The 21,259-nt window shown below is 36.0% G+C and carries 8 protein-coding genes; all 8 read right to left on the bottom strand.

What is annotated here, in order from left to right:
* Window positions 1–140: 140 nt before the first annotated feature.
* On the bottom strand, window positions 141–2,261 hold the full coding sequence (locus ACJ5H0_RS06770; RefSeq protein ID WP_411248325.1) for a type IA DNA topoisomerase: 2,121 nt from the start codon (window positions 2,259–2,261) through the stop codon (window positions 141–143).
* Between the two features lie 158 nt (window positions 2,262–2,419).
* Window positions 2,420–2,713, bottom strand: coding sequence for a GNAT family N-acetyltransferase (locus tag ACJ5H0_RS06775; protein WP_172279285.1), 294 nt, complete (start codon window positions 2,711–2,713; stop codon window positions 2,420–2,422).
* A gap of 192 nt (window positions 2,714–2,905) precedes the next feature.
* Entirely contained in the window at window positions 2,906–3,439 is a 534-nt protein-coding gene (locus ACJ5H0_RS06780; protein ID WP_411248326.1) for a hypothetical protein, read from the bottom strand.
* A 5-nt stretch (window positions 3,440–3,444) separates the two neighbouring features.
* Window positions 3,445–4,521 (bottom strand): hypothetical protein, encoded by a 1,077-nt coding sequence (locus ACJ5H0_RS06785; protein WP_411248328.1) that lies wholly within the window; start codon window positions 4,519–4,521, stop codon window positions 3,445–3,447.
* A gap of 320 nt (window positions 4,522–4,841) precedes the next feature.
* Complete coding sequence (locus ACJ5H0_RS06790) at window positions 4,842–9,608, bottom strand: hypothetical protein (RefSeq protein WP_411248329.1); 4,767 nt, start codon at window positions 9,606–9,608, stop codon at window positions 4,842–4,844.
* Between the two features lie 2 nt (window positions 9,609–9,610).
* Entirely contained in the window at window positions 9,611–16,096 is a 6,486-nt protein-coding gene (locus ACJ5H0_RS06795) for a hypothetical protein (protein ID WP_411248331.1), read from the bottom strand.
* Between the two features lie 465 nt (window positions 16,097–16,561).
* Entirely contained in the window at window positions 16,562–17,083 is a 522-nt protein-coding gene (locus ACJ5H0_RS06800) for a hypothetical protein (RefSeq protein ID WP_411248333.1), read from the bottom strand.
* 4 nt (window positions 17,084–17,087) lie between these two features.
* A complete protein-coding gene (locus ACJ5H0_RS06805; RefSeq protein WP_411248334.1) occupies window positions 17,088–20,828 on the bottom strand; it encodes a hypothetical protein in 3,741 nt (1,246 codons plus the stop codon).
* Window positions 20,829–21,259: the final 431 nt, after the last annotated feature.

Genomic DNA, 21,259 nt, shown 5'->3' on the forward strand with positions numbered 1-21,259 from the left:
TAATAAAAGGATTGAAAATCCCAGCAGCACTTTTTAAGGTAAACGCATATAAAATATCAAATCACAAAAATCAAAGATCAGAAAGATCTTGTCCTCTTGTGATTAATCAAAAAAACTTCAGTTCACAATGATAATGTGAGTTAACCTAGTTGCACCGTAAAATCATCAGATAATGACAAGACACCTTCCGTAAGGGCATCCGGATGCGTACTGAAACCTTTTAATTTAGATGTTTTTGCTTTAAGAATAAGATCCAGAAGTTGTTTTTCTGATAACTTTTTTCCAAAGAGCTCAAACGGTATTTTAAAACCACAATTTTTAAAATCTGAACATCCAACTGCGGTTTTCCCCTTAATCAGATTGTGTTCTTTGCATTTCGGACATTTTGTTTCCTCAAAAGACTGAAGTTCCTTTTTAGGAGCAGGTTCTCGTTTTTTCTTTTCAACCACTTTCTCTTCTTCCTGTAAAGTGATCACTTTTCCTTTTCCGTCCACTACTTTTCTTGTAAGTTCAGAGACCATCTGGATCAGTTCTTCTTTAAACTGATTGGCTTCATATTCACCACTTTCTATTTTCCTAAGCTTTAACTCCCACTCTCCCGTAAGTTCAGGGCTTTTCAACAATTCATCTTCAATAGTATCGATCAGTTGAATTCCGGTGTGCGTCGCAATAAGATTTTTTCTTTTCTTCTCAATATATTTTCGTTTGAAAAGAGTTTCTATGATATTGGCCCGGGTAGAAGGTCTTCCGATCCCGTTGTTTTTCAACATTTCACGCAGCTCTTCATCATCAACCTGCTTTCCGGCAGTTTCCATTGCCCTTAACAACGTTGCTTCGGTATATGGTTTTGGAGGGGATGTCTTTCCCTGATGGATCATTGGATCATGCGGCCCCGTTTCTCCTACTGTAAATTCAGGAATGGTTTGCTCTTCTTCTTTTTCTTTATCCTTATCTGAAGACTCTTCTTTCGGTTCTTTGGCATATACAGCTCTCCATCCCGGCTCTAAAACCTGTCTTCCACTTGTTTTAAAAGGAATAGTTCCCACTTTTCCTTCTACCAATGTATTGGAAATTTTACATTCGGGATAAAAAACAGAAATGAAACGCTTGGCGATCAGATCATAAATAAGCTTTTCCTCCCTGCTCAGGTTCTGGGATGGTGGAACTTCAGTGGGAATAATTGCATGGTGATCCGTTACCTTCGAATCATCAAAAACAGCTTTGGATTTCGGTATAGGAGCTTCTAATAGTGGAGCAATTAAATCCTGATAAAAGTACATTTTCCGAAGGATTCCTTCTATTTTAGGATATAAATTTTCAGATAGATACGTAGTATCCACACGCGGATAAGTCACGTGCTTTTTTTCATAAAGGCTTTGAATATAATTAAGCGTATTTTCTGCTGAATATCCGTATTTTTTATTCGCTTCCACCTGAAGTCCCGTAAGGTCAAAAAGCCTCAGGTTCTTTTCTTTTCCTTCTTTGATCTCAAATGAAACGATTTCAAAGGGATTTACTTTAAGATATTCCAATCCTTTTTCAGCTCGCTCCAGTGTCTTTAAGCGATCAATCGCAGCATTGAAAATAACATCGCGGTATTTCGTTTTAAGTTCCCAATACTCTTCTGTGGTAAAAGCGTCAATTTCTTTCTGACGCTGAACCAACATTGCCAGGGTTGGAGTTTGTACCCGGCCGATAGAAAGAACGGCTTTATTCCCTCCGAATTTTTTCGTAAATAAGCGTGTTGCATTAATACCAAGCAACCAGTCTCCGATAGCTCTGGCATTTCCAGCCAGGTACAGATTTTTGTAATCTTCTGCAGGTTTGAGGTTAGCAAATCCTTCTTTAATCGCATCTTCGGTTAGGGAAGAAATCCATAATCTTTGAATCGGCTTATTGCACTTTGCCTTCTGCAATACCCAACGCTGGATCAATTCTCCCTCCTGCCCGGCATCCCCGCAGTTAATGACCTCATCACATTCTTCCACCAGTTTTTCAATTACTTTAAACTGATTTTCAACTCCTTTATTCGGAATCAGTTTTATTCCAAAATTATTGGGAATGATCGGTAATAAAAATAGATTCCAGGATTTGTACTGCGGACCATAATCATGCGGTTCTTTCAGCGTACATAAATGTCCGAATGTCCAGGTTACACAATAGCCGTTTCCTTCCATATAGCCCTGTTTAGGTGTAGTAGCACCTAAAACTTTGGCGATATCTCTGGCAACACTGGGTTTCTCGGCAATACAAAGTTTCATGAATGTTCGGGATTATTGAAAGGGTTGCAAAAATCGGGATTTTTTTTGACTTTAAAAAACTTATAGCTAATCAATACCGGGAAAAGATTAAACATTGGTAACTGATCATTATAAAGTACAAAAAAAGCTCCCACAGGAAGCTTAATCAATTATTATATTTATTCTTTCAACCAGACATCATTATATTCTTCCGGATGTCTTTTGAACTGCGCAAAAACATAAGGGCAAAGAGGAACTATTTTCAAATTATTTTCCCTGGCATAAGAAACAAGTTTCTCCAATAGTATTTTAGCAAAACCTTTTCCTTCATGTTCAGGATCTACCTCTGTATGATAAACGGTTAATTTTTGTCCTATAACTGAGATATCCATTTTTCCTATCTTCTGATCATCAGAAAATAACTGAACTTCTCCCCTGTTGTGTGTATTAATAATTACTTCTGTTCTTTCCATTTCTATATTTTTTATCTGTTTTACTATTTAATAAAGTAAAGATAGAATGATTGTTTGTACTACGTCATATCCTATGATAACTTCTCTGTATTTTATATTTATTGTATTCCAAATAGATTTACAAAACCAAAATCCCTTTAAACCGAAGTTTAAAAGGGATTGGGTTTATCTTCTAATAGAACTAAATAAGAGTTATAGTTGCGATTGTGGACTTAAAATGATCTCCACATCTCCTTGTTTTAATAAAGTTCCATTACCTACTCTCATTGAGTCTAATTTAAAAGAGGAAAAATAGATACTTGATAATTTAAACCATAAATAAATATGCTTATCTGTTCCTACATATTGCCCTGCTGTTATTGAAGTAGAACCATTAACAAATGTTTTATAGTTGATTAGTGATGTTGATGCTTTATAACAATATCCCACCCAGGTAATATCAATAAGGTCACCCGAATGATAAGCATATCCTAATGCTTTGATATGGAACATTGCACTATTTGTATCTACTTTATAAGGTAGCTTTAAATGAAAAATATCAGTACCCGCTGAGCTTGTGAAAAATTTAGCGATTCCCTCTCTCGTACTTCCCACATCTTCTGGTTTTGTAAATTCTGGATTGTCCAAGTGTACATAACTGTCTAATAAATCTCCAAACTGATCTTGTGTAGGCCTCCTCCCTGCTTTGAAGAATTCTTTTAATTCTGTTATTATTCTTTTTGCCATGATGATTAATTGATTAAGGTTTTTAATTGTTTGATTTCTTTATTCTGATCAATCAGATAAAGGGTAAGTTCTTCTATTTTCTGAAGTAGTTTCATTTGAAAATCTCCCATACCAATACCATTTTCAGTCATTTCTTTTGCTGAAGGAATTTCAGGAAGATGTTTATTTTCTCTCACAAAAGATTCCAGTTCACTGATAGTTGGTAATTGATAATCAGGTCTGATGGAAGAAGTATTATCAAAATACTTTTGAAATACATAGTCGGCAGGAACATTGGTATCTACAATTACATCTTCTGCATGTATTTTTCCTTTTACAGTTAGCTTTTGATCCGGATTTTGGGTTCCAATTCCCACATTACCCGCATCTCTGTTTAGCACTAAGGTATTTCCTAAGGGATTAATATGCAATGGAGATCCGGCATGACTCTGAATCCAAGTGTTCTGTGTATTATATCCCATTCTTAAGTTAGGTAATGCGGTATCTCCAATGATAACTGCGCCTGGATCTTGCGGTTCACTAAAGGAACTGATAACCTGTAATCTGGATTGAGGATTCGCGGTTCCTATTCCAAAATTATTGCTATAATAAACATAGTGTTTGTTCTGACCTGCAACAGGATTGGCATATATTCCTGAAACTTTTGCATTATCTACAACTGCTGTTCCTTGGGATTGCTGCACGATCCTGATACTGTAAGGATTCCCTGTCGCTCTAGTATGATAGATACTTAATTTATATTGATTTAAGGTAGCATCCCAGATAATATCTCCTATATAAATATTGTCAACAATGGGTCCTGAAGCTTCCATAACCCTGGAAACCGATGGATACCAAATATTGTTATCAGGATTTCCCCCGAAAATAATCTGTTTTCGGATTATTCCAATCGTATTTTCATTACTGTACGAGCCTACAATCTGAACTTCAAATTCACCATTGACATAACCATTTCCCAGTAAGATATCAACGGCAAGGTCATTCTGCTGATGAGGAAAAAAAAATGAAGAAATCCTTGTATTTGTAACTTTCAGAAGATAATCTCGGATCGTCCAAATGTAAATAACTATCAATGAAATCACTAAATTGACTTTCAGTTGGCCTCTTGCCCGTTTTAAAATAATCCTTTAACTCTTGTATATCTCTTTTTGCCATAATTAGTTTCGTTGTAAAACACCAATTTCTTTTTTTTAGAGAAATGATGTATAATGTTAATTTTTCTATTTTCTGAAGTAATTTGAAATCTCCAAGCTGGCTTTCTGTCGACCGCTTTCCAGCTTTAAAATATTCTTTTAAAGCTGCTATTGTTTTTTTTTATCATAATTTTTATTTTTTCATGATCAGTTCCTCCTCCCAAAAAGTAGGGAGGAACTGATTCATTTTTATTAATTATAATTAAGGGTTAATTTGGACTAACGATAAAAGTTTGCTCTATGATCATTCCATCTGTTCCATCTGAAGAAATCCCTCCAATATCCGTCCAACTTCCAGCATCATAAACAGTTAAAACCTTGTCTTCCTTACTTAACATACCTGCCGTATTTTCAGTGATCATTTTAAAATGATGATAAATTGGATTTCCATCCGGATCAGCAATTGAAAGAGGATCTAGACCAAGTTTTTCTAATCTTAGGAATAAAGTATGATCATTAACATCAAAAACTTCTTTAGGTATCCACATTGGTGTGTTGGTGACAGGATCATTTTCAAAAAGATAAAGCTGAACTTTAGAAACATTATCCGAAAGAATATTCATTCTGGCAATTTCTTTCCAATTCCCTTGATTATTTAATTTATAAAGATGGTATTTTCCTTTATAACATTGCTCTTTCCAGTTAAGTATTGCAGAAGTAACCTCATTCCCGGTTACCGCATCAGACTCGAATTTTAACTCAGGAGATGAAGGCAGTATATTTTCAGTTATTGTTGTTATCATAAGCTTAGATGCTTCCGAAGGCGCATATTCCGTCACAATCACATCAGCAGATCCATCGTAATTTGCATTAGCATACTCTACTTCAGCTTCCACAGTAACTTTATAATATAACGGATCACCAAAAGGTACCTCCTGCAGATCGGAAAAGTCATCTTCCATTGTCCAGATTTCGCTATTTAATACTCCCTCAGCTTCAAGATCAAGTTCCTTTACAAGAGTCATCGTACGTATGGAGGTTGCATCGGCCATATTAAGAGCACGATAAAGTTTTGCTTTCTTAACATTATGAATTTTGTCATACGAATTAATATTCACCTGCATTTTCGCTGAACTGCTTAAAATAGCGTTTTCCAGCACCGGAATAACACTTTTAATTTCCGGAGTTCTTAGTGGGAATGACTTTACCATCTTTATCGGTCCGATTGCCGGACTCGGCTCACTCTGAACCATTTGTGCATTGGTTTCTCTTACCGAATAAAAATAAACACTTGTCGAAGCTCCATCCAGGGTATAATCCACAAAAAGAGTCTTATGACTAGGAGTTGTTGTTAATACTTTCATCATTGGTGCCATATCAAACTCTGGAGATGTAGGGTTCAGTAGCGTACCATTTCTGTCTCTAATGACTTGTGCTTTAGGAATCGGCTGATAGCTTCCACCTTTGATATGTTGGTAAATAACAGGTATTTCCGTTAATGGAACGTAAGTATTCTGAATGGTCTGCTTTACGAAATCATAGAATTTCAGCTGACCATATCTTCCATTAGGATCGGCTGGAATAATAATATGATCCATAGAATTGACCTGTGAAGAAGAAACATCTGGTAAGTTTTCCTGATAATGCTGATTATGTTGGCTGATAAACTCATTGATTCCATCAAAAAGCCTCGGATTATTAGGTATTGGCAAACTGTATCCATTATACGTTTTAAACTGACCAGTTCCTAAATCTATTGTCGCATTGGCTAAATCCGATAATCTTGAATTAAAAAATTCATCTCCGTTCTTCATCCTGATATCTTCTACAGAGTTAAGCTCAGGTACTACCCCATAATCTTCAGTATTTTTATATAAAGATGTTAACAGAATATCATCATTACTTCTTAAAAATGTTACACTGAACGGCCTATGGGCATATTCTGTAGTAAATGCATAGCTTGATCTTCCAAAATAATCCGGCCTTGTTGCATATTGGGCACCTAGTGGCAACTGAGGAACCATTGGGGCTTCTATTTTTCTTCCAAATAACAATGACGGTGTGGATATCCTTGACTGATAGGCATATTGCAGATCAGAGCTTCGCAATCCAAAAATGGAATATTTTTCAAGCGTATCCGCATCTTGTGGAAGAAGATGACCCTCAGTAAGTCGGCACGGAGCATTATAGTACAGGTAAGCTCTGTAACCCGGATAAAAATTAACATCTACAGTTCTGCTCACTAAAGCCTGCAACGGATCTGTTGCAAAAGTTTCATCCTGTGCATATACTTTTAATTCTCCCGTTCCAATATTATCAATCCTAAGAACCTTCAGCGTCTTTCTTTCCCCTCCCGGATCATTATCTCTAGCAATACGAACACTTCCTCTATACCATTGTATACTATCAGCACCTGGAACATTGGAGTACTGCAAGTGATTATTTAATGTGAATCCAGGAAATGTAATCTCATACACTCCAGAAAAAGATGGTGTAAATTGATCCGTATATTGCTTAACAGATGCGCTTCTGTTGATGCCTCTGAATTTTCTGAAATATGTATTTTCAGTTATATCCGGAACTTGCCCCGAAGTAATGTTTATTTCTTCTGTATAAATAGGCCAGTTATTTCCTATTTTCACTTTCACCTGATGTGGATTAACAGATCCCCATGTACTTGTATTTTGCATGTTTTCTACAATCATAAAAGCTTCATCTACAGATGGGGTTACAAAATTCAAAGGATCAAAAGGAGCTGTTGCGCTCTGACCAAAAGCATTTCCTACCTGCTTTTTCAGAATATGAAACACAGGATAAGTAGGATTGGATCCTGAAACAATATCATGAATAAAATATTCATCATTTCCTACTTTAAATACTCCTCCTATGTAATTCTGAAATTGCCCGGGAGGAATGGTCGGGGAAAGGGACTGATTAGCACTGGTTAGGGGAAGATCTTTTGATTGAATAACCGAAACCAAAGGGTTTCCGGACAGATCTGAGATCGTATCAATCATCCCGAACACCTGTTTCGGCATTTCTGGCCTGAAGAAAACTTCTACTTCATCTGCAAATAATTCCTCGTTATCAGGAAGCGGATTAAAATCAACCAGCTGCTCACCATTGATTGCTTTTTGATAAGAGACCATATCCTGGGCAGCATCATATTCAAAAGTCAGTCGTACAAGGGTTTTATCGTTTCCTGTGATCTGGGCAAGCAATTCCTGCTCATTCTGAGAGGTCAGTAACAAAGGTTGTTCTTTCTGAATAAGGAATGCATTAACACTTGAAGGAGGCAAAAGTGTATTAGCAGGCTTAATATCTGATTCTATTTCCCAGGTTATGGATGAAACTTGAGATCTGGAGAACCAATTGACTCCATAGGACCCATATACATGTTTTCCTGATTTTGTTTCTTTGTGCAAATAGGCAGGCACACCAAAGTCAGGAATACCGATAGCAACCGTTTCATTTTTAGAATCGTTTCCATTATTGTCTACATTAACGAATCCAGGGTCATGAGGAAGTTCAGGAACTCTCCATTGGCTTTCGTCACTATCCCTGTATTCAATACCCACATATACCGGATACGTAAATTTAGACATATCAAATTCTGCATTCGAAAAATAAAACGGACTGTCTTCCGGCTCATCAGGATTGAGTTCTTCAGCTAATAAGCTAATATACCTTCCTGTACCATCATGAGTATAGCCTTCAGCATCAATAATACCTGAAGCTGAACCTCCTACTGTAGGATCTGCAGAAAAAATCCCAGGAACAGGTTCCTTTAGATCAACTGGTAAGCTAGGTCGTTCATCCTCAATGGAAGTTGGTAATGTGATATAGGCATGATGTACTTCTTTTATGCCTTGTCCGTCCTTAAGATCTGCAATAGTAGTATATTGAGCAGCATATATGAATTTCTCTCCTTTATACACCTGATCATTAAGATCGAGACAGCCCAATCCCAACATCCTTGCCACATGATAATCCAATGACGCCATCTGTAGAATGGCTAAATGTGAAACCTCCAAAGGGGTGTTTGGGTCGCTTGAATCATCATTCAGATAATAGGACTCCAGTGCCTGAGGGTTTGCAGGATCATCACTTAATTGTAAATATTGTTTTACAGAATCTTTGATTGTATTCCTAGGATCGGGTAAATTACTCCACTTCTCATGATAGTTTCTTATGTTCACATACTCGCCGTCATTATACCTGGACCATGTTGCATGGACAGGACGGTTGCCAGGATCCGGCTCCAGCCTTCGGTCTATTACCTCACTATCATCCAACGAAAGACTGTACTTTCCTATTTCCTCCCATTTTGTTCTCAGGGAAACCTGATCATAAAATTCAAAATCAATTCGTTCTATTATACAATTGGCAGGTACGAAACGGATACTACGTCCATTTTCAGCAAATATTTTTTCTGAAAAATCAACAATGTTTTTTCTGAATGTTACATTCTTAGGAAGATTCAGTTTATTGGTTTCTACAGAAAGAACTTCTGTTTTTGAAGAACCATTGGAAGATGGATATAACTGTGATGCAAAAAACAACATTTCTTTACATTCAACCTCTATAACATTACTACCGTAGTACTCGAAAAAAGCAGCAGGATCTGAAAAAGGATCAATATTAGCGCGTACTTGTTGATACTTGCTGGTGTTTCTGAAATATACATAAAACTTTCTTCCTTCTTTATTTCCATATAACCATAAGGCCTCATTGTCAATTACCGTATTGGGCTGTTCTTTCAGAAAAAGAGATGTTACTACCGGATAATATGGTGCTCTGAAAATGGAGATAAAATCGTCTGGTTTATTAAAACCTTCAGGAGCATTTTGAAAATGATCTCCTTTTGGAAGGTGTTCAGCAGCTGGGCCTTTTAAGGCCCATCTGAGGTGAATTCCTGCTGTACTGTCATTTCCTAAAGAACCTGCAGACTGAATATAAAGACAATCTGATTGTAAAAATGAATCATTGATAGGAGATGCAGCAATCATGCTTGTATTATTTTTAGTTGATGACATTATTAATTTATTTTGATATTATATACTATTCTTGAATCCGATATTTCATAGATGGTTCCGTTCCACACCCTGTAAACAAATTGGAAGTTCAATTCTTCTGCAGTAATTGATTTACCTGCATTCATAACTATTGCCTGGGCATAATCTTTGGAATAGATCACCTTATAATTTTGATCTACAGCTGGTTTTCCTCCTCCTGCTGCAATTTTCATTACATCTATCATCCCATATTTATTATTTATACTCCTATTGATATATTCTAAAGGAATTTTAGGATGATTAAACGGTTCAGGATTTCTGATCAGTAGAGCAACTACATTGCCTGTAACAGGATCCACAATTTTATTAAATTCCGTAGTAGGAGCATCTTCTAATGGGGAAATTCCAAATAATCCCTGAAGTATCCTGTCAAAAGGATGCTGGTATTGAAGAGCAATAGCCTCACTCAAAGGATTAGAAACTCCCTGAATAACATTCCATGCTGCTTCAAGTTCGTCTGCTGTAATCGATTTTTCGATTTTATAAACTGCCTGTTTGGTTGCCTCATCTCCATTTTCATCAAAATATGGTATAAAGCAGCTTTGTACCTGCTCATTAAAATCTTTGTAACGGGAAGTCTGGAATACAAACTTGTGAACTTCTTTAGCATATCTAAGCTTAAGATCTTCCGTAATTTGAGAAATATTTACCTGTTGATCTTTCCCCCAATAGAAATTGAGTACCTGTGCAGTATATAATTTCTGAGGCTTAAGTCTCTTAGGAGTTACTATACGATAGAAAGACTTTGGCTTTACCAATGTTACAATTCCTGTACAATTCTCTCCACTATTCAGCATATTAAAATACTGATTCAATACCGGTGGTATGGCCGGATTATCATCTTGTGACCATTCTTCGATAGTTTGTGGTATATCTACCTGCGAAAGCTGAATATTTTGTTCTGTTGTATCTAATCTAGGCGGATTAACAATAGACACCCCTTCTACAGGATCTTTAATGATAATCTTCATGGTTCCTCCAAGCTTTCCTAATCCCTGATAATCTTCCCAACCGTCAAGTAACTTAGATACATAGCTGGAAGTAAAATACATAGAAATTTTAGTCGTTACATCGTCGTAAAACAATGGTTTGGCATTCACAATATTTCCATCCGCGTTAGGATACGATCGCTGATAATCAATATAAGCCCTCAATGACGTATGCGGATATAAATCAGGGTGTGGTGTAAGATCGTTTTGAACGACATTGCCGTTAGTGTCTCGAATGATCCCTACGGTATCTTCAAGAATATGACTAGAGTTGGCTACCGGAATATCTCCATAGGTAGAATCTTTATCCAAATGGAAAAATCCAAGTGGACCTCCTGTACGGAATGCATAAGCATAATCAAAAGTCTGCTGTCCTTGCCCGTTATCTACTGTATCTTTTAGTTTAAATCTTACAAAATAAGATGTATCGGGCCTCCAGATAGGCTGAATCGATTTGGTAATCGCATCAACTGCCGCTTGGGTATCCTGTGTGATAGCTCCTTGTGAAGGGATACTGATATTATAAGCATAATCTTCTACAGATAACCATTTTATTTCATGAAATAAGGTAAAACAGCTTTTATTTGCGGAACAGTTTCCGAGATCCGCAAGAGTTGAAATAATTTCTTTACAAGCATTATCGAAAATTACTTTAAAGTGATTATAAGTACCCCAGCCTTCTTTGATAATAGTTTCAAGAGTAGCTATCTGCCTATGTAAAATTTCATATAAATAGTTATACTCAGGATTTTCCTCTATAAACTTGTATAAAGTCTCTAATAGTGGAGAACGGCTTACTGGAGGTTTTGGACTGAACTCTCCAAATTCCTGATAGGAAAGGGAATCACTTAAATTACAAAGCTTTCCATCTTCACAAGGATTCATATTTTTCAACAGGTTATTAATCTGTTTGAATTTCGTTCTCAAATTATTAAAACGTCCAACAATCTCTTCTAAATTATCAGGATTCTGATCAAGATACTCCTTTAAATTCTTTAAATAGTCGTAATACTGCTTTACATAAAGTTCAAATAAACTTGACGGAATACCTGCTGATGCCAGAATGTTGAAAACCTCTTCAAAAATTCCCGCTTCTATATTTTCCCTGATAAGCTGTACATAATTGTATTGTTCTACTCCCGGCGATACCCCTTTGGTATTGAAAGGCAGGAAGAAATTGTTATTGTAATACCTTACCAGATCAGGAAATATTTTACACACAATTTCATATTTTTCTTGTCTGCTTTTACCACCACATCCCTGAGATTGTAATTCCTGAAGCTGTTTCACCAACTCATTATATAAATCCGGGTTACTCGGTTTCACATCATCAATAATCCCTCCGTGAGCTAAGGCATCCTGATATCCCTGATCCATAAGCTGTGCCATCTGTTCTAATATCAGATTAATTGCAACACTATCTGCTACATCAGGAGTAATTACAATTTTAGTAATCCCGTTTTGTAAACCACCCGGTGCTGTTACAGGATTGATAAGTTCATCTCTGTAATAATATTTTTCTGTAATATCATATTGTACAAAGGACTGGCTATCATCGATTATCGGACTATAGAATGCAACAGTTACTCCGGAGCTGTACGTACTTAATTTAAGTTCAATATCAGTAGAAGGTGCCGGCAACATGATTGTCAGCTTAGAATGGTTTTTAAACTCTAGTGATTGTATGAAACCATAACTATTGATAGCATCAGATACTTTTGCAGAATCTCCCTGCATCGTAATACTCCCATCAGGATTTACCGTGTACTGTACATCTCCTGAAATCTGATATGATGCTCCTTTACTTTGAAAGAAATTATTTGTAGATGCATAATACAGGGTATTCAATGGTTGATCTAAAAAATCTGAAACAGAGTTTTCTACATGCTGTCCCTCGCAGAATAACGTAGATGCATTTACTCCGTATTGCTCAGGTATAAACCATCCAGGATTTCCTTGCTCCGTATAAGTGAAAGGAGTGGTTGCCAACAATCTGATTGCATTATATTGATTATCTTTTTTCTGCCACTGTCCGGCTTTAAGATTATCCAAAAGAGAGTTAGCAGGTTCTATTGCCTTGAAAGGATTATAGTTGATCCATCCGGATCCGTTATGGGCTTTTATTTCAATATTTTCCAGAGTATACTGATGTTTTACCTGTCTTAATTCCAGCCCCTTCATTACCTTATCGGGTGGAACAAGATCTACATAATAGTCTGCAGGGTTTGTAAATCCACCAATCACTGCATTTGTAGCCGCAGCCGGCAATAAGCCTTTTGTGGTTTTGATATCAATGTAGGTATCCAGCGGAACTACATTATGAATCGTATTAGGATTAAGATTATCTGCACTGGCGGCATTCACTTGCAACAAATCAAAAGTTTCATTTGTTAGCATACTGATTCCTTTTACAAGTCCTTCCACCTGTTCTGGTACTTCCGTAAATGGATTGACAGGCGTTCTGTCTACATCCTTATTAAATTCCCATTTTAACTCGATCTTAGCTTTGAATTTAAGTTTAAAGAATAAAATCTTCACTTTAAATTCTACTGTAAATGCACCATAAATCATAAATGGCCGTGGAGACTCTACAGCGAGCAAGATAGTTACTGCTGCGTAAATACGAATGATCTTCACATTGATATCAATGGCCAGTCCTGCTTCAAAATAAGCTCCCATTTGAGGCTTTTGGAAACTGATCTTTCCTCCCAGTTCAAGGTAAGCCAATACGAAAATACTTACAGGTCCGAACTTTCTGTCAAACCTGAACTCTCCTCTTGCTCCGGCCTGGATTCCTTTTCCCGAAATCATCAAAAACGCTTTCAATGTAAACAGATCTTTTAATAATTTCGCAGAAATCGGTGCCTGTTGTGTTCCAAAATTAATATACCATGCAGAAGGATTGTTAAAGAAGAAACCAGCTTGAATCTCCGCGTAGATTTTAATGATATCTCCTGAACTTTCCGGGAACTTATAATCAGCCCCAAAACCGAATTCCAAAGAATTATCCCCAAAAATAAAGAAGGCAAAGAACGGTGGATCATCTGTGAAGGTTACCCTTTTTGATAAAAGCTTCATTCTTGCATCTACCATCACCATGGAAGGTAAGGATAATAAAAGCATAGCATTTGCTGAAATAATACTTCCGTTCGCTACGGTATCTCCCAGTAATGCGCCAACTCCAAGAGAAAACGGAAAACTGTAATGTTCCGTCTGGTCAGGTCTGCTGAATTTATTTACGTTTACACCTCTTTGTGGTGCCGTATAATATTGATACCAGGTATTTTGAGAAGTCATTCCTATTGCTTCTTTTTCAGCTACATAACGGTATCCTAATAACCCTCTGAATCCGAAAATAGAAACGGGACCCAATGGAATCGGATTAGGAAGTTCAATATTAGCATCAATAAGAAATCCAGGATATTTAGGAGCTAACCGCATATCTACCCCTCCGGCAATACGTGGATTTTTCACTTTTAAGCTCACTCCCCCTTTATATTCCTGGAACTCTCCCGGTTCAGGAATAGATAACCAGCCTTTAATGGCTACATTCGGATCACTGGAATTTGCAGGAATAACCATATCCACGTAGATCGTCTGAATATGAAGATAAGCATCATGCGATTTTCCCGGACCATCATCTATTGTATAATAATACTTAATCCCATCTCCACGGGCATCAACACCGGCTATACCTATACTTACGCCGCCATCGAAGCCAAAATAGTTATATTTACGGATCACTCCCTCTTTCTCTCTTTCATGCGACCCAAAGTGAATCGCCGTAACAGATACATCAACAGGACCAATCGGGATCTTAATAGGTTTAGGTAATGTCAGATTTCCACCATTTACACGGAAATCAATATGACCATCACTATAGATTCTTAGGGTAGATATACTTAGGGTTTGACCTTTTAATAAGTCACCAAGGAAACCTAAAAACTCCACATCTGCAGAAGCGCCAATGAAAAGTTTCCCATCTTCTTTACCAAGTTCTACAGATTTTAAGTGAAGTTTGAAAACATTGGGTAAAGTTAAAGTAGGATCAAATGGTGGTACTGCCGCAGCAGTTAAAAGAAAGTCTCCGTTTGCATCAATATGCCCCAGAACATCTATTTTAGCCCCATTCCCATTAGAATCCGTGAATCTTGGAATATCCAGTTGGGCCCTGATATTGGAAGAAATCACATCATTTTGTTTGAAAGTAATATCAAAAGAATTAAAACCAATTCTCCAGCTTCCCATATCTGCATACAGATAATCATCACTTGTAGTAGGAGTACCGTTTACAGCTTCCAGGCCAATTGTCCCGGAAATACCTCCTGTTCCAACCAGCATATTATATCCTGCAATACGTAATGTTGTATTATTAACATTATTAAACCACTTAGAAGGAAGTGTGATGGCTGCATACTGTGCATAAACTCCCATGAAATTCTGAGGTCTTCCATCTAAATCCGCTTCCAGAATATTTTTATTTTTACTCAGATCCAGCTTTGCTTTAACGATATCTATTCCCAATCCTGTGCTTCCTATCTGTGAGGGATGATTTAAGCTAACAGCCATTTCTTCCTGAAAATTAATTCCTCCCTGAGTACTAAAATCCAGGTTTCCTACATCAAATACCAAAATACTTTGTTCCGGTTCTGGGATAGCATTTCCGGAATTATCCACAGGAAGTAAGATATTTCTCGGGAAAGCAAGACCAACTGATAAACCTAAAGAGGCTTCAATTTTTGGAACAATAATTTTTTTGATGTAATCCTGAATACTTTCTCCTGTTACGCTCTGAGCCAGGGTATTTAAGTTATCAGTGTAGGTGGAGTTATTACCGGATAAGATATAAGCCTGATTGATCACCTCCTGAATATCATCTGTAATGGAAACATTAGCCTCTACTGCCAAGCGTATATCCTCAGCCATGTTTAAAGAATCATCTTCAACGGGATAAGGAATTAAATTACTTCCTGAAAGTCCATAATGCAGGTTGATTTTATCAACAAGATTTTTATAAGCCTGAAGATCCTGATTTCCTTCAAAAACTCCTACTGCAGTCTGCACTAAATCAGAATCACTCAGATTCAGGGTTTGATTAAGGATATTTTGTAATTCGGCCGGTACATAGGAAAAAGTTTCGAGATTAAAGTTACTGATCAAAGCCAATACAGGCCAGTTATAATTTAAAGTAAGCGGAATCAGGGTTTCACCTGCGCTTCCGGGATTGATCACAATAGAAAAACCTGATCCGAAAAGATCTAATTTCAATTGCTCTCCGGTAACCAGGACAATGTTATAATAGCCCTGGGAAGCGTCATTGCTTTGAACATATTGCAGTTCTTTGTAATAAATTTTGTCTAATACATTTTGTAGTCCGTTTTCCAGAAATTGTAGTTCTTCCGGAAAATTGTCAATCGTAACCAATGTACCTATATTGGGGTAAAAGGATTTTGTTGCCATGGTGTTTTGGTATTTGTAAGTTTAAGCGACATGCTTATTTTATTAGTTTGTTACTTAGTTTTTGATGAACTCTGTTAGAACTATTGCATTGTTTTTTTTGTTTGTTATTGAATGAAACATTTAAATAGGTAATTGGTTTTTGCCTGAGAAATAAGGCACTGAGAATAATGTACTACTGAAATGAATCAGTAATAGCATTTCGAATTTCAGAAAGATGAACAGGGATCTTGGAAAGTAAAAGTGATTAGAACCTTCTCTGATAAAAGATGTTTGCTATATTGAAATTTCTCTGTTTTTTCTTATTTGATGACATTATAATATTGTTCATAGAGGTCCTATGAATGTTCTTTAGTCCTATAGCTAGAGAAATAAAATAAACAGGTGTTATTCTATACTACGATAAAGTATTTGAATTTTTGAAACTATATCACAACTTCAATAATCCATATAAGAACTACCATATTATTAATTGAGCCTCCGGAAAATTTCCTCTACTTTTTTTTGGGTAATTTTTTTCGCATTTGAAAATTGAAGCGTTACCACCTTTTTTCCCATCTCTTTATCTAAATAATCAGGCTTTTCTTCCACGCTGAGAAAATAAGTACCGGGTACAAAATGAAAATGATCCAGATAAACAACTTCTCCTTCAGATAAATTCCGTTTAAAAGAAAAATAAATGGTCATTAATTTTTCATTATAGACTATTTTTAAAATACTTACATCATTAAGATTATTATAATTAGGATATAAAGGAATATAAATATATTCTGTCTCGCCTGAATTATGATTTTTATAATTATTAACTGCCTGCTTCGTTTTCATATCATCCGAATATTTATGCGAATAAGAATAAAATGAGTAGTCTTGAATAACAGACGATAAATCCGAACTCAAATCAGAAATTTTTATCGCAAATCTTTGAGGTACAAATTGTGCATGAATGCAACTTGTTATAAAAAGTACTAATGCTGTAATGTAGTTTTTCATAGTCTTATAAATTTGTAATTACCTGTTTTAAAACATCTTTTAATATAATGGTCATTTGATTCCTTTCACTTCTGCTTACGTCAGTCTTATTAAAACCAACATGAATATGCCCTGTTTTAAGACTTGGATTATACTTTGTTCTTAAATAGGCTACTCTATAATAAATTTCATTAGATAAATAATCTCCTCCCGTACCTTCCAGTGCTTTAAGTTGATCTGCGGTACCAAATGGATAATTAGTAATATCAGGAAAAGGAACTAACGAATTTAAATTTAAATTATCAAATAATTCCTGACTGCTAAGAAAATTTCCATTTTTATAATATTTTACTACCGCTTTTTGATGTAAGGCGATTTTACTTGGATTCGCATTTTTAAAACTTTGGAAAGGTAAAGTAGTACTTATAAATTCATAATTATCCTTATCACTTTGCAGTAAATAACCTGACACTCCACCATTCTTTTTGTTATTATCAGGATTTCCAGGTTCTCTGAATCTTGAAGAAAAACCATCAATATTAAAATAATTGGCACCTCCATAACTAAACGTGATAACCATTTTAACCGGTTTATAGCTACTGTGACCAGGATTTATATATTGACTAAAAAAGTCTTCAATCCAACCTTCATTGAATTCCTTAAATCTTACCGGAAAGATAGCTGATTTTATAATTGCTTTCTTACTACCATTAATAATAACCTCATCGTTTAAAGCTAAGGCAATATTACCAGACGGATTGGAAAGATTAAAATCATTATCCAGACCGGAATAACCACCCGGAAATGCTGCGCGGAAAGGATCATACCCTGAAATGAGAATTGGAATATGCCCCGGATGTGTAGAGAAATTTGGTAAATTTGAATCGTGTACTCCTCTTGATATTCTTTCTAATAGATCCAGATATTTTTCTGCATCATTGTATGAAATGAAAGATGATAAGACCAATGGATGCTGCTTAATGATTTTCCGCATTTTTAATCTCGCAAGATATAATGCTCCATCTTTATTGTACATTCCACTTGTTACAGTTCTAATTTGAGAACGAGCAGTATCCAGTAACTCCTTTCCTCTTTGCTTAATCTTATTTTCTATCTGAACTTTAAAATTTGCGGTCGTCAGTGCATCTAAGTCCGTTTTAAATTGATCTACAATTGTTTTCAAAGAAGAGCCCATAGTCTCATACAAATAACTGAAGGTTGAATTTGGATCTGATCCATTTTGCTTTTTATTCCATTCGCCTGGTGGAGAATCCGTTACAGAATTTAAATGAAATATCTCCTCTTCATTCAACTTTGAACCTAATTCAATTACTGTATTACCAGCATATCCCGGAGAAGTAAAAATCATACCATCCCTTGAATAGATTTCTTTATATACTGTAGTTTCAGTATAACTTCCAGCATTATTAAGACCCGCTACTACAACATTATATTTATAATAAGCTTCATAATCCTGATCTCTCAGCCGGTTTCCCTGAGGTTTCAATTTTAAAGTCTGAATATGGTAGGGAGATAATTGTGTAGCTGCCGCAGTTTTCAGATCTTCAAATTCTGATTTTTTCAGACCCAAAATGAGAATATTCTCCTGCACATTTTTTACTGGATTGTAAGCCAAAGTCGCAATAAAATTTCCAGCAGTTGGTTGCAGGCTATATTTTTCAATCTGAAAGTCCGCAGAAAACTTCTGAATACTTTTAATAAAAGATTCATTTTTGCTGGTTGCCCCCTTGAAATTGAATGCATTATTATTTTTGCCCCCCATATTTTTAAAATAATATTGCGGAACTGCATAAAACAATACATTATCATTATCTGGAGGATTAGGTCCCGTAGCAAGATCGGTTTCTGCAACCATGCCTGTCAGCATAATACCCCCAAAACCATTTTTATCGATAGTATTTAATACAATTTCTGTATTTCCGCTAATTAAAGAAGAGCTTACAACAGTTTGGATTGTTTCTGCTGATTTTTTAACAATCAATTTCACTTTTTTTCCGACTCCAAAAGCGGCGACATTAGAAAGGTCTATATTTTTTGCAATAACTTTCTTATTTTGATAATCAAAAGTTACTGCGGCTTCAATAGTCAATGCTAATGTATCTCCAGCTTGCAGAGATGATGGGAAATTTTCAAGAACTGTGATCTTAGTACTTGTAGAAGTTGGATTCTCTACCTTAGAAACATTATATTCACCAACATTCTGCGTATTGGCAGTATTTACAATCTTTACTTTATTGGTAATCTGAGCATCTATTTTTTTGTTGATAGTGATTGTCTTCTGGGAATTGTCGAGGTTACTGATTGCCTCTTCCATTGTTCCAGAAACAAACCCTTGGTTCAACCCATCAAAATACTTATAGTGATCGCTTCCTATCCATTGTACCCCATCCTGGCTATTCCAGGGAATACTTATATTGATAGGACCAAACAAATAATCGGTGGAATTTTGTTGAGGAAAAGCATCCACTCCGTCGTTTATCCTTATCTGTTTAATGTAGTCTAGTTTTATGATCGTTGCCATCTGCTCAGCGGTAGAACCAGGCACATTAGGGATCTTAAAAGACACAGTATTGGTAAATTCGGAAGCAGAAGCAGCCAGTAAGTTGGTTTCGTCCGCAAAATAAACCCTATTAGTAGTCGTATTACCTAAAGGTGGGTTTACTACCACATTAGGAGTAAGAGGAATATTCCAACCCGCAAGCAACGGTTTTTCATTATCATTAACTCTTAAAGCCAGAAAAACATCATTTTCAGCTGTTGTTCCGGGAGTGACAGCTACCATATGGACCGCCCAACCATCCGTATAATATTCCTTATTGGTCATGGAAGCAGCAGACTGTCCAATCTTAATATTCTTAAAAACATCGGTTCCAGTTCCTTTATAATTATTGTAGTAATTATAAGAATATCCGTTTTCATTTCTTATATCGAGATATACTTTATTTTTAGTAGAGAATTTCTGTACAATATTTTGAAAAACTAAAGCTGGCGTATTGGCTACTAACTTTGCATTAGTATTTGATCTATATTCTATTCCGCCATCAATATTGTGATGGAATCCGTAAAAAGCGGCAGGATCAACAAAATGCCTCGCCAGATCCTTGATCCATTTTTTTTGTACCGGATCAGAAATAGAGGTTACGTCTAATTCGTGATTTCCTCTTTTTGCAAGTTCTACTGTTACAAAAAATTCAGGATTCTCAAGAACAATTTCTATACTCACGTTGTCTGTAAATTTACCGAGGTCTGTTCCGCAATCAATAGTAAAAAGCTGAGAAGAAGGGGCCAGATTTTTAAAGAAGAATTCATCAATATTCTTTGTCGATGCTGGAGCGAGCTCATTTCCAAATAATGCTTCTACCGGGATTGCGGTGCCTGCAGCTCTTTGAGCCTGGATGGCCTGCATTTTTGTTAGCAATTCACTACCAGATGTTTTTACTTTATTAGCAGTATCAGAAATATTTGTACTGTCTAAAAATTCTGAAGTTTTTAAACCCCTGTAAATAATATATTTAACAGGCAGCTTGGTATCTTTTTGATCGTGGGGACGCAATATAAGGTTAACCTTATTGATATCGGTTTGTTGTTGTAATAAAATCGTTCCCTTCAATACGGCATACACATTCTGATCTCCGGTAGCTGTAAAGGGACTGCTGACTTTAAACTTATCCGGACCAGAGGCACCATACGACTGTCCAGGTGTCTGGACAGGAGCTGGGGATGTAAAATAGGCTAATGATGGCATATTATAAGTTTTTAATTAGATATTATTTTATAGGTTAAGTTTGAAACAACTTCTCAAAAGTTGAATCACAAGAATTCATTGAACGCTAAATACCGTTAAATCCTTATTGTAAGGCGCCATTTACAATGAAGTGATCTATAAGCCGGTCAATTATTCAGTTCTAAGATGAGGGCAAAAAAATATGGAAAGTCATTAGAGTATTCATGATTAATAATAATTTTAGTGATTAGTGGATGTATTGCTTTGTTGAAGGTGAATAAAAGATCTGCAGATCAATTTCAATCAGCAATTGATTATTGATTTTATAATGTTTAAACTTTTACAAATCTATCAGGCTGTAACGACAAAAACTGACGTGTTTTTTATTATTTTTTATTCTTAAAAGTTTTCATTAAAAATCAATAATAGCTTTTAATTTTTATTATTCTTTG

The sequence above is a fragment of the Chryseobacterium proteolyticum genome (assembly GCF_046591535.1).
In the GTDB taxonomy this organism is placed as follows: domain Bacteria; phylum Bacteroidota; class Bacteroidia; order Flavobacteriales; family Weeksellaceae; genus Chryseobacterium; species Chryseobacterium proteolyticum.

Excerpts from the sequence above, each read along its gene's own strand:
- ACJ5H0_RS06770 (WP_411248325.1), bottom strand. The coding sequence starts at position 2,261 with ATGAAACTTTGTATTGCCGAGAAACCCAGTGTTGCCAGAGATATCGCC.
- ACJ5H0_RS06775 (WP_172279285.1), bottom strand. The coding sequence starts at position 2,713 with ATGGAAAGAACAGAAGTAATTATTAATACACACAACAGGGGAGAAGTT.
- ACJ5H0_RS06780 (WP_411248326.1), bottom strand. The coding sequence starts at position 3,439 with ATGGCAAAAAGAATAATAACAGAATTAAAAGAATTCTTCAAAGCAGGG.
- ACJ5H0_RS06790 (WP_411248329.1), bottom strand. The coding sequence starts at position 9,608 with ATGTCATCAACTAAAAATAATACAAGCATGATTGCTGCATCTCCTATC.
- ACJ5H0_RS06795 (WP_411248331.1), bottom strand. The coding sequence starts at position 16,096 with ATGGCAACAAAATCCTTTTACCCCAATATAGGTACATTGGTTACGATT.
- ACJ5H0_RS06800 (WP_411248333.1), bottom strand. The coding sequence starts at position 17,083 with ATGAAAAACTACATTACAGCATTAGTACTTTTTATAACAAGTTGCATT.
- ACJ5H0_RS06805 (WP_411248334.1), bottom strand. The coding sequence starts at position 20,828 with ATGCCATCATTAGCCTATTTTACATCCCCAGCTCCTGTCCAGACACCT.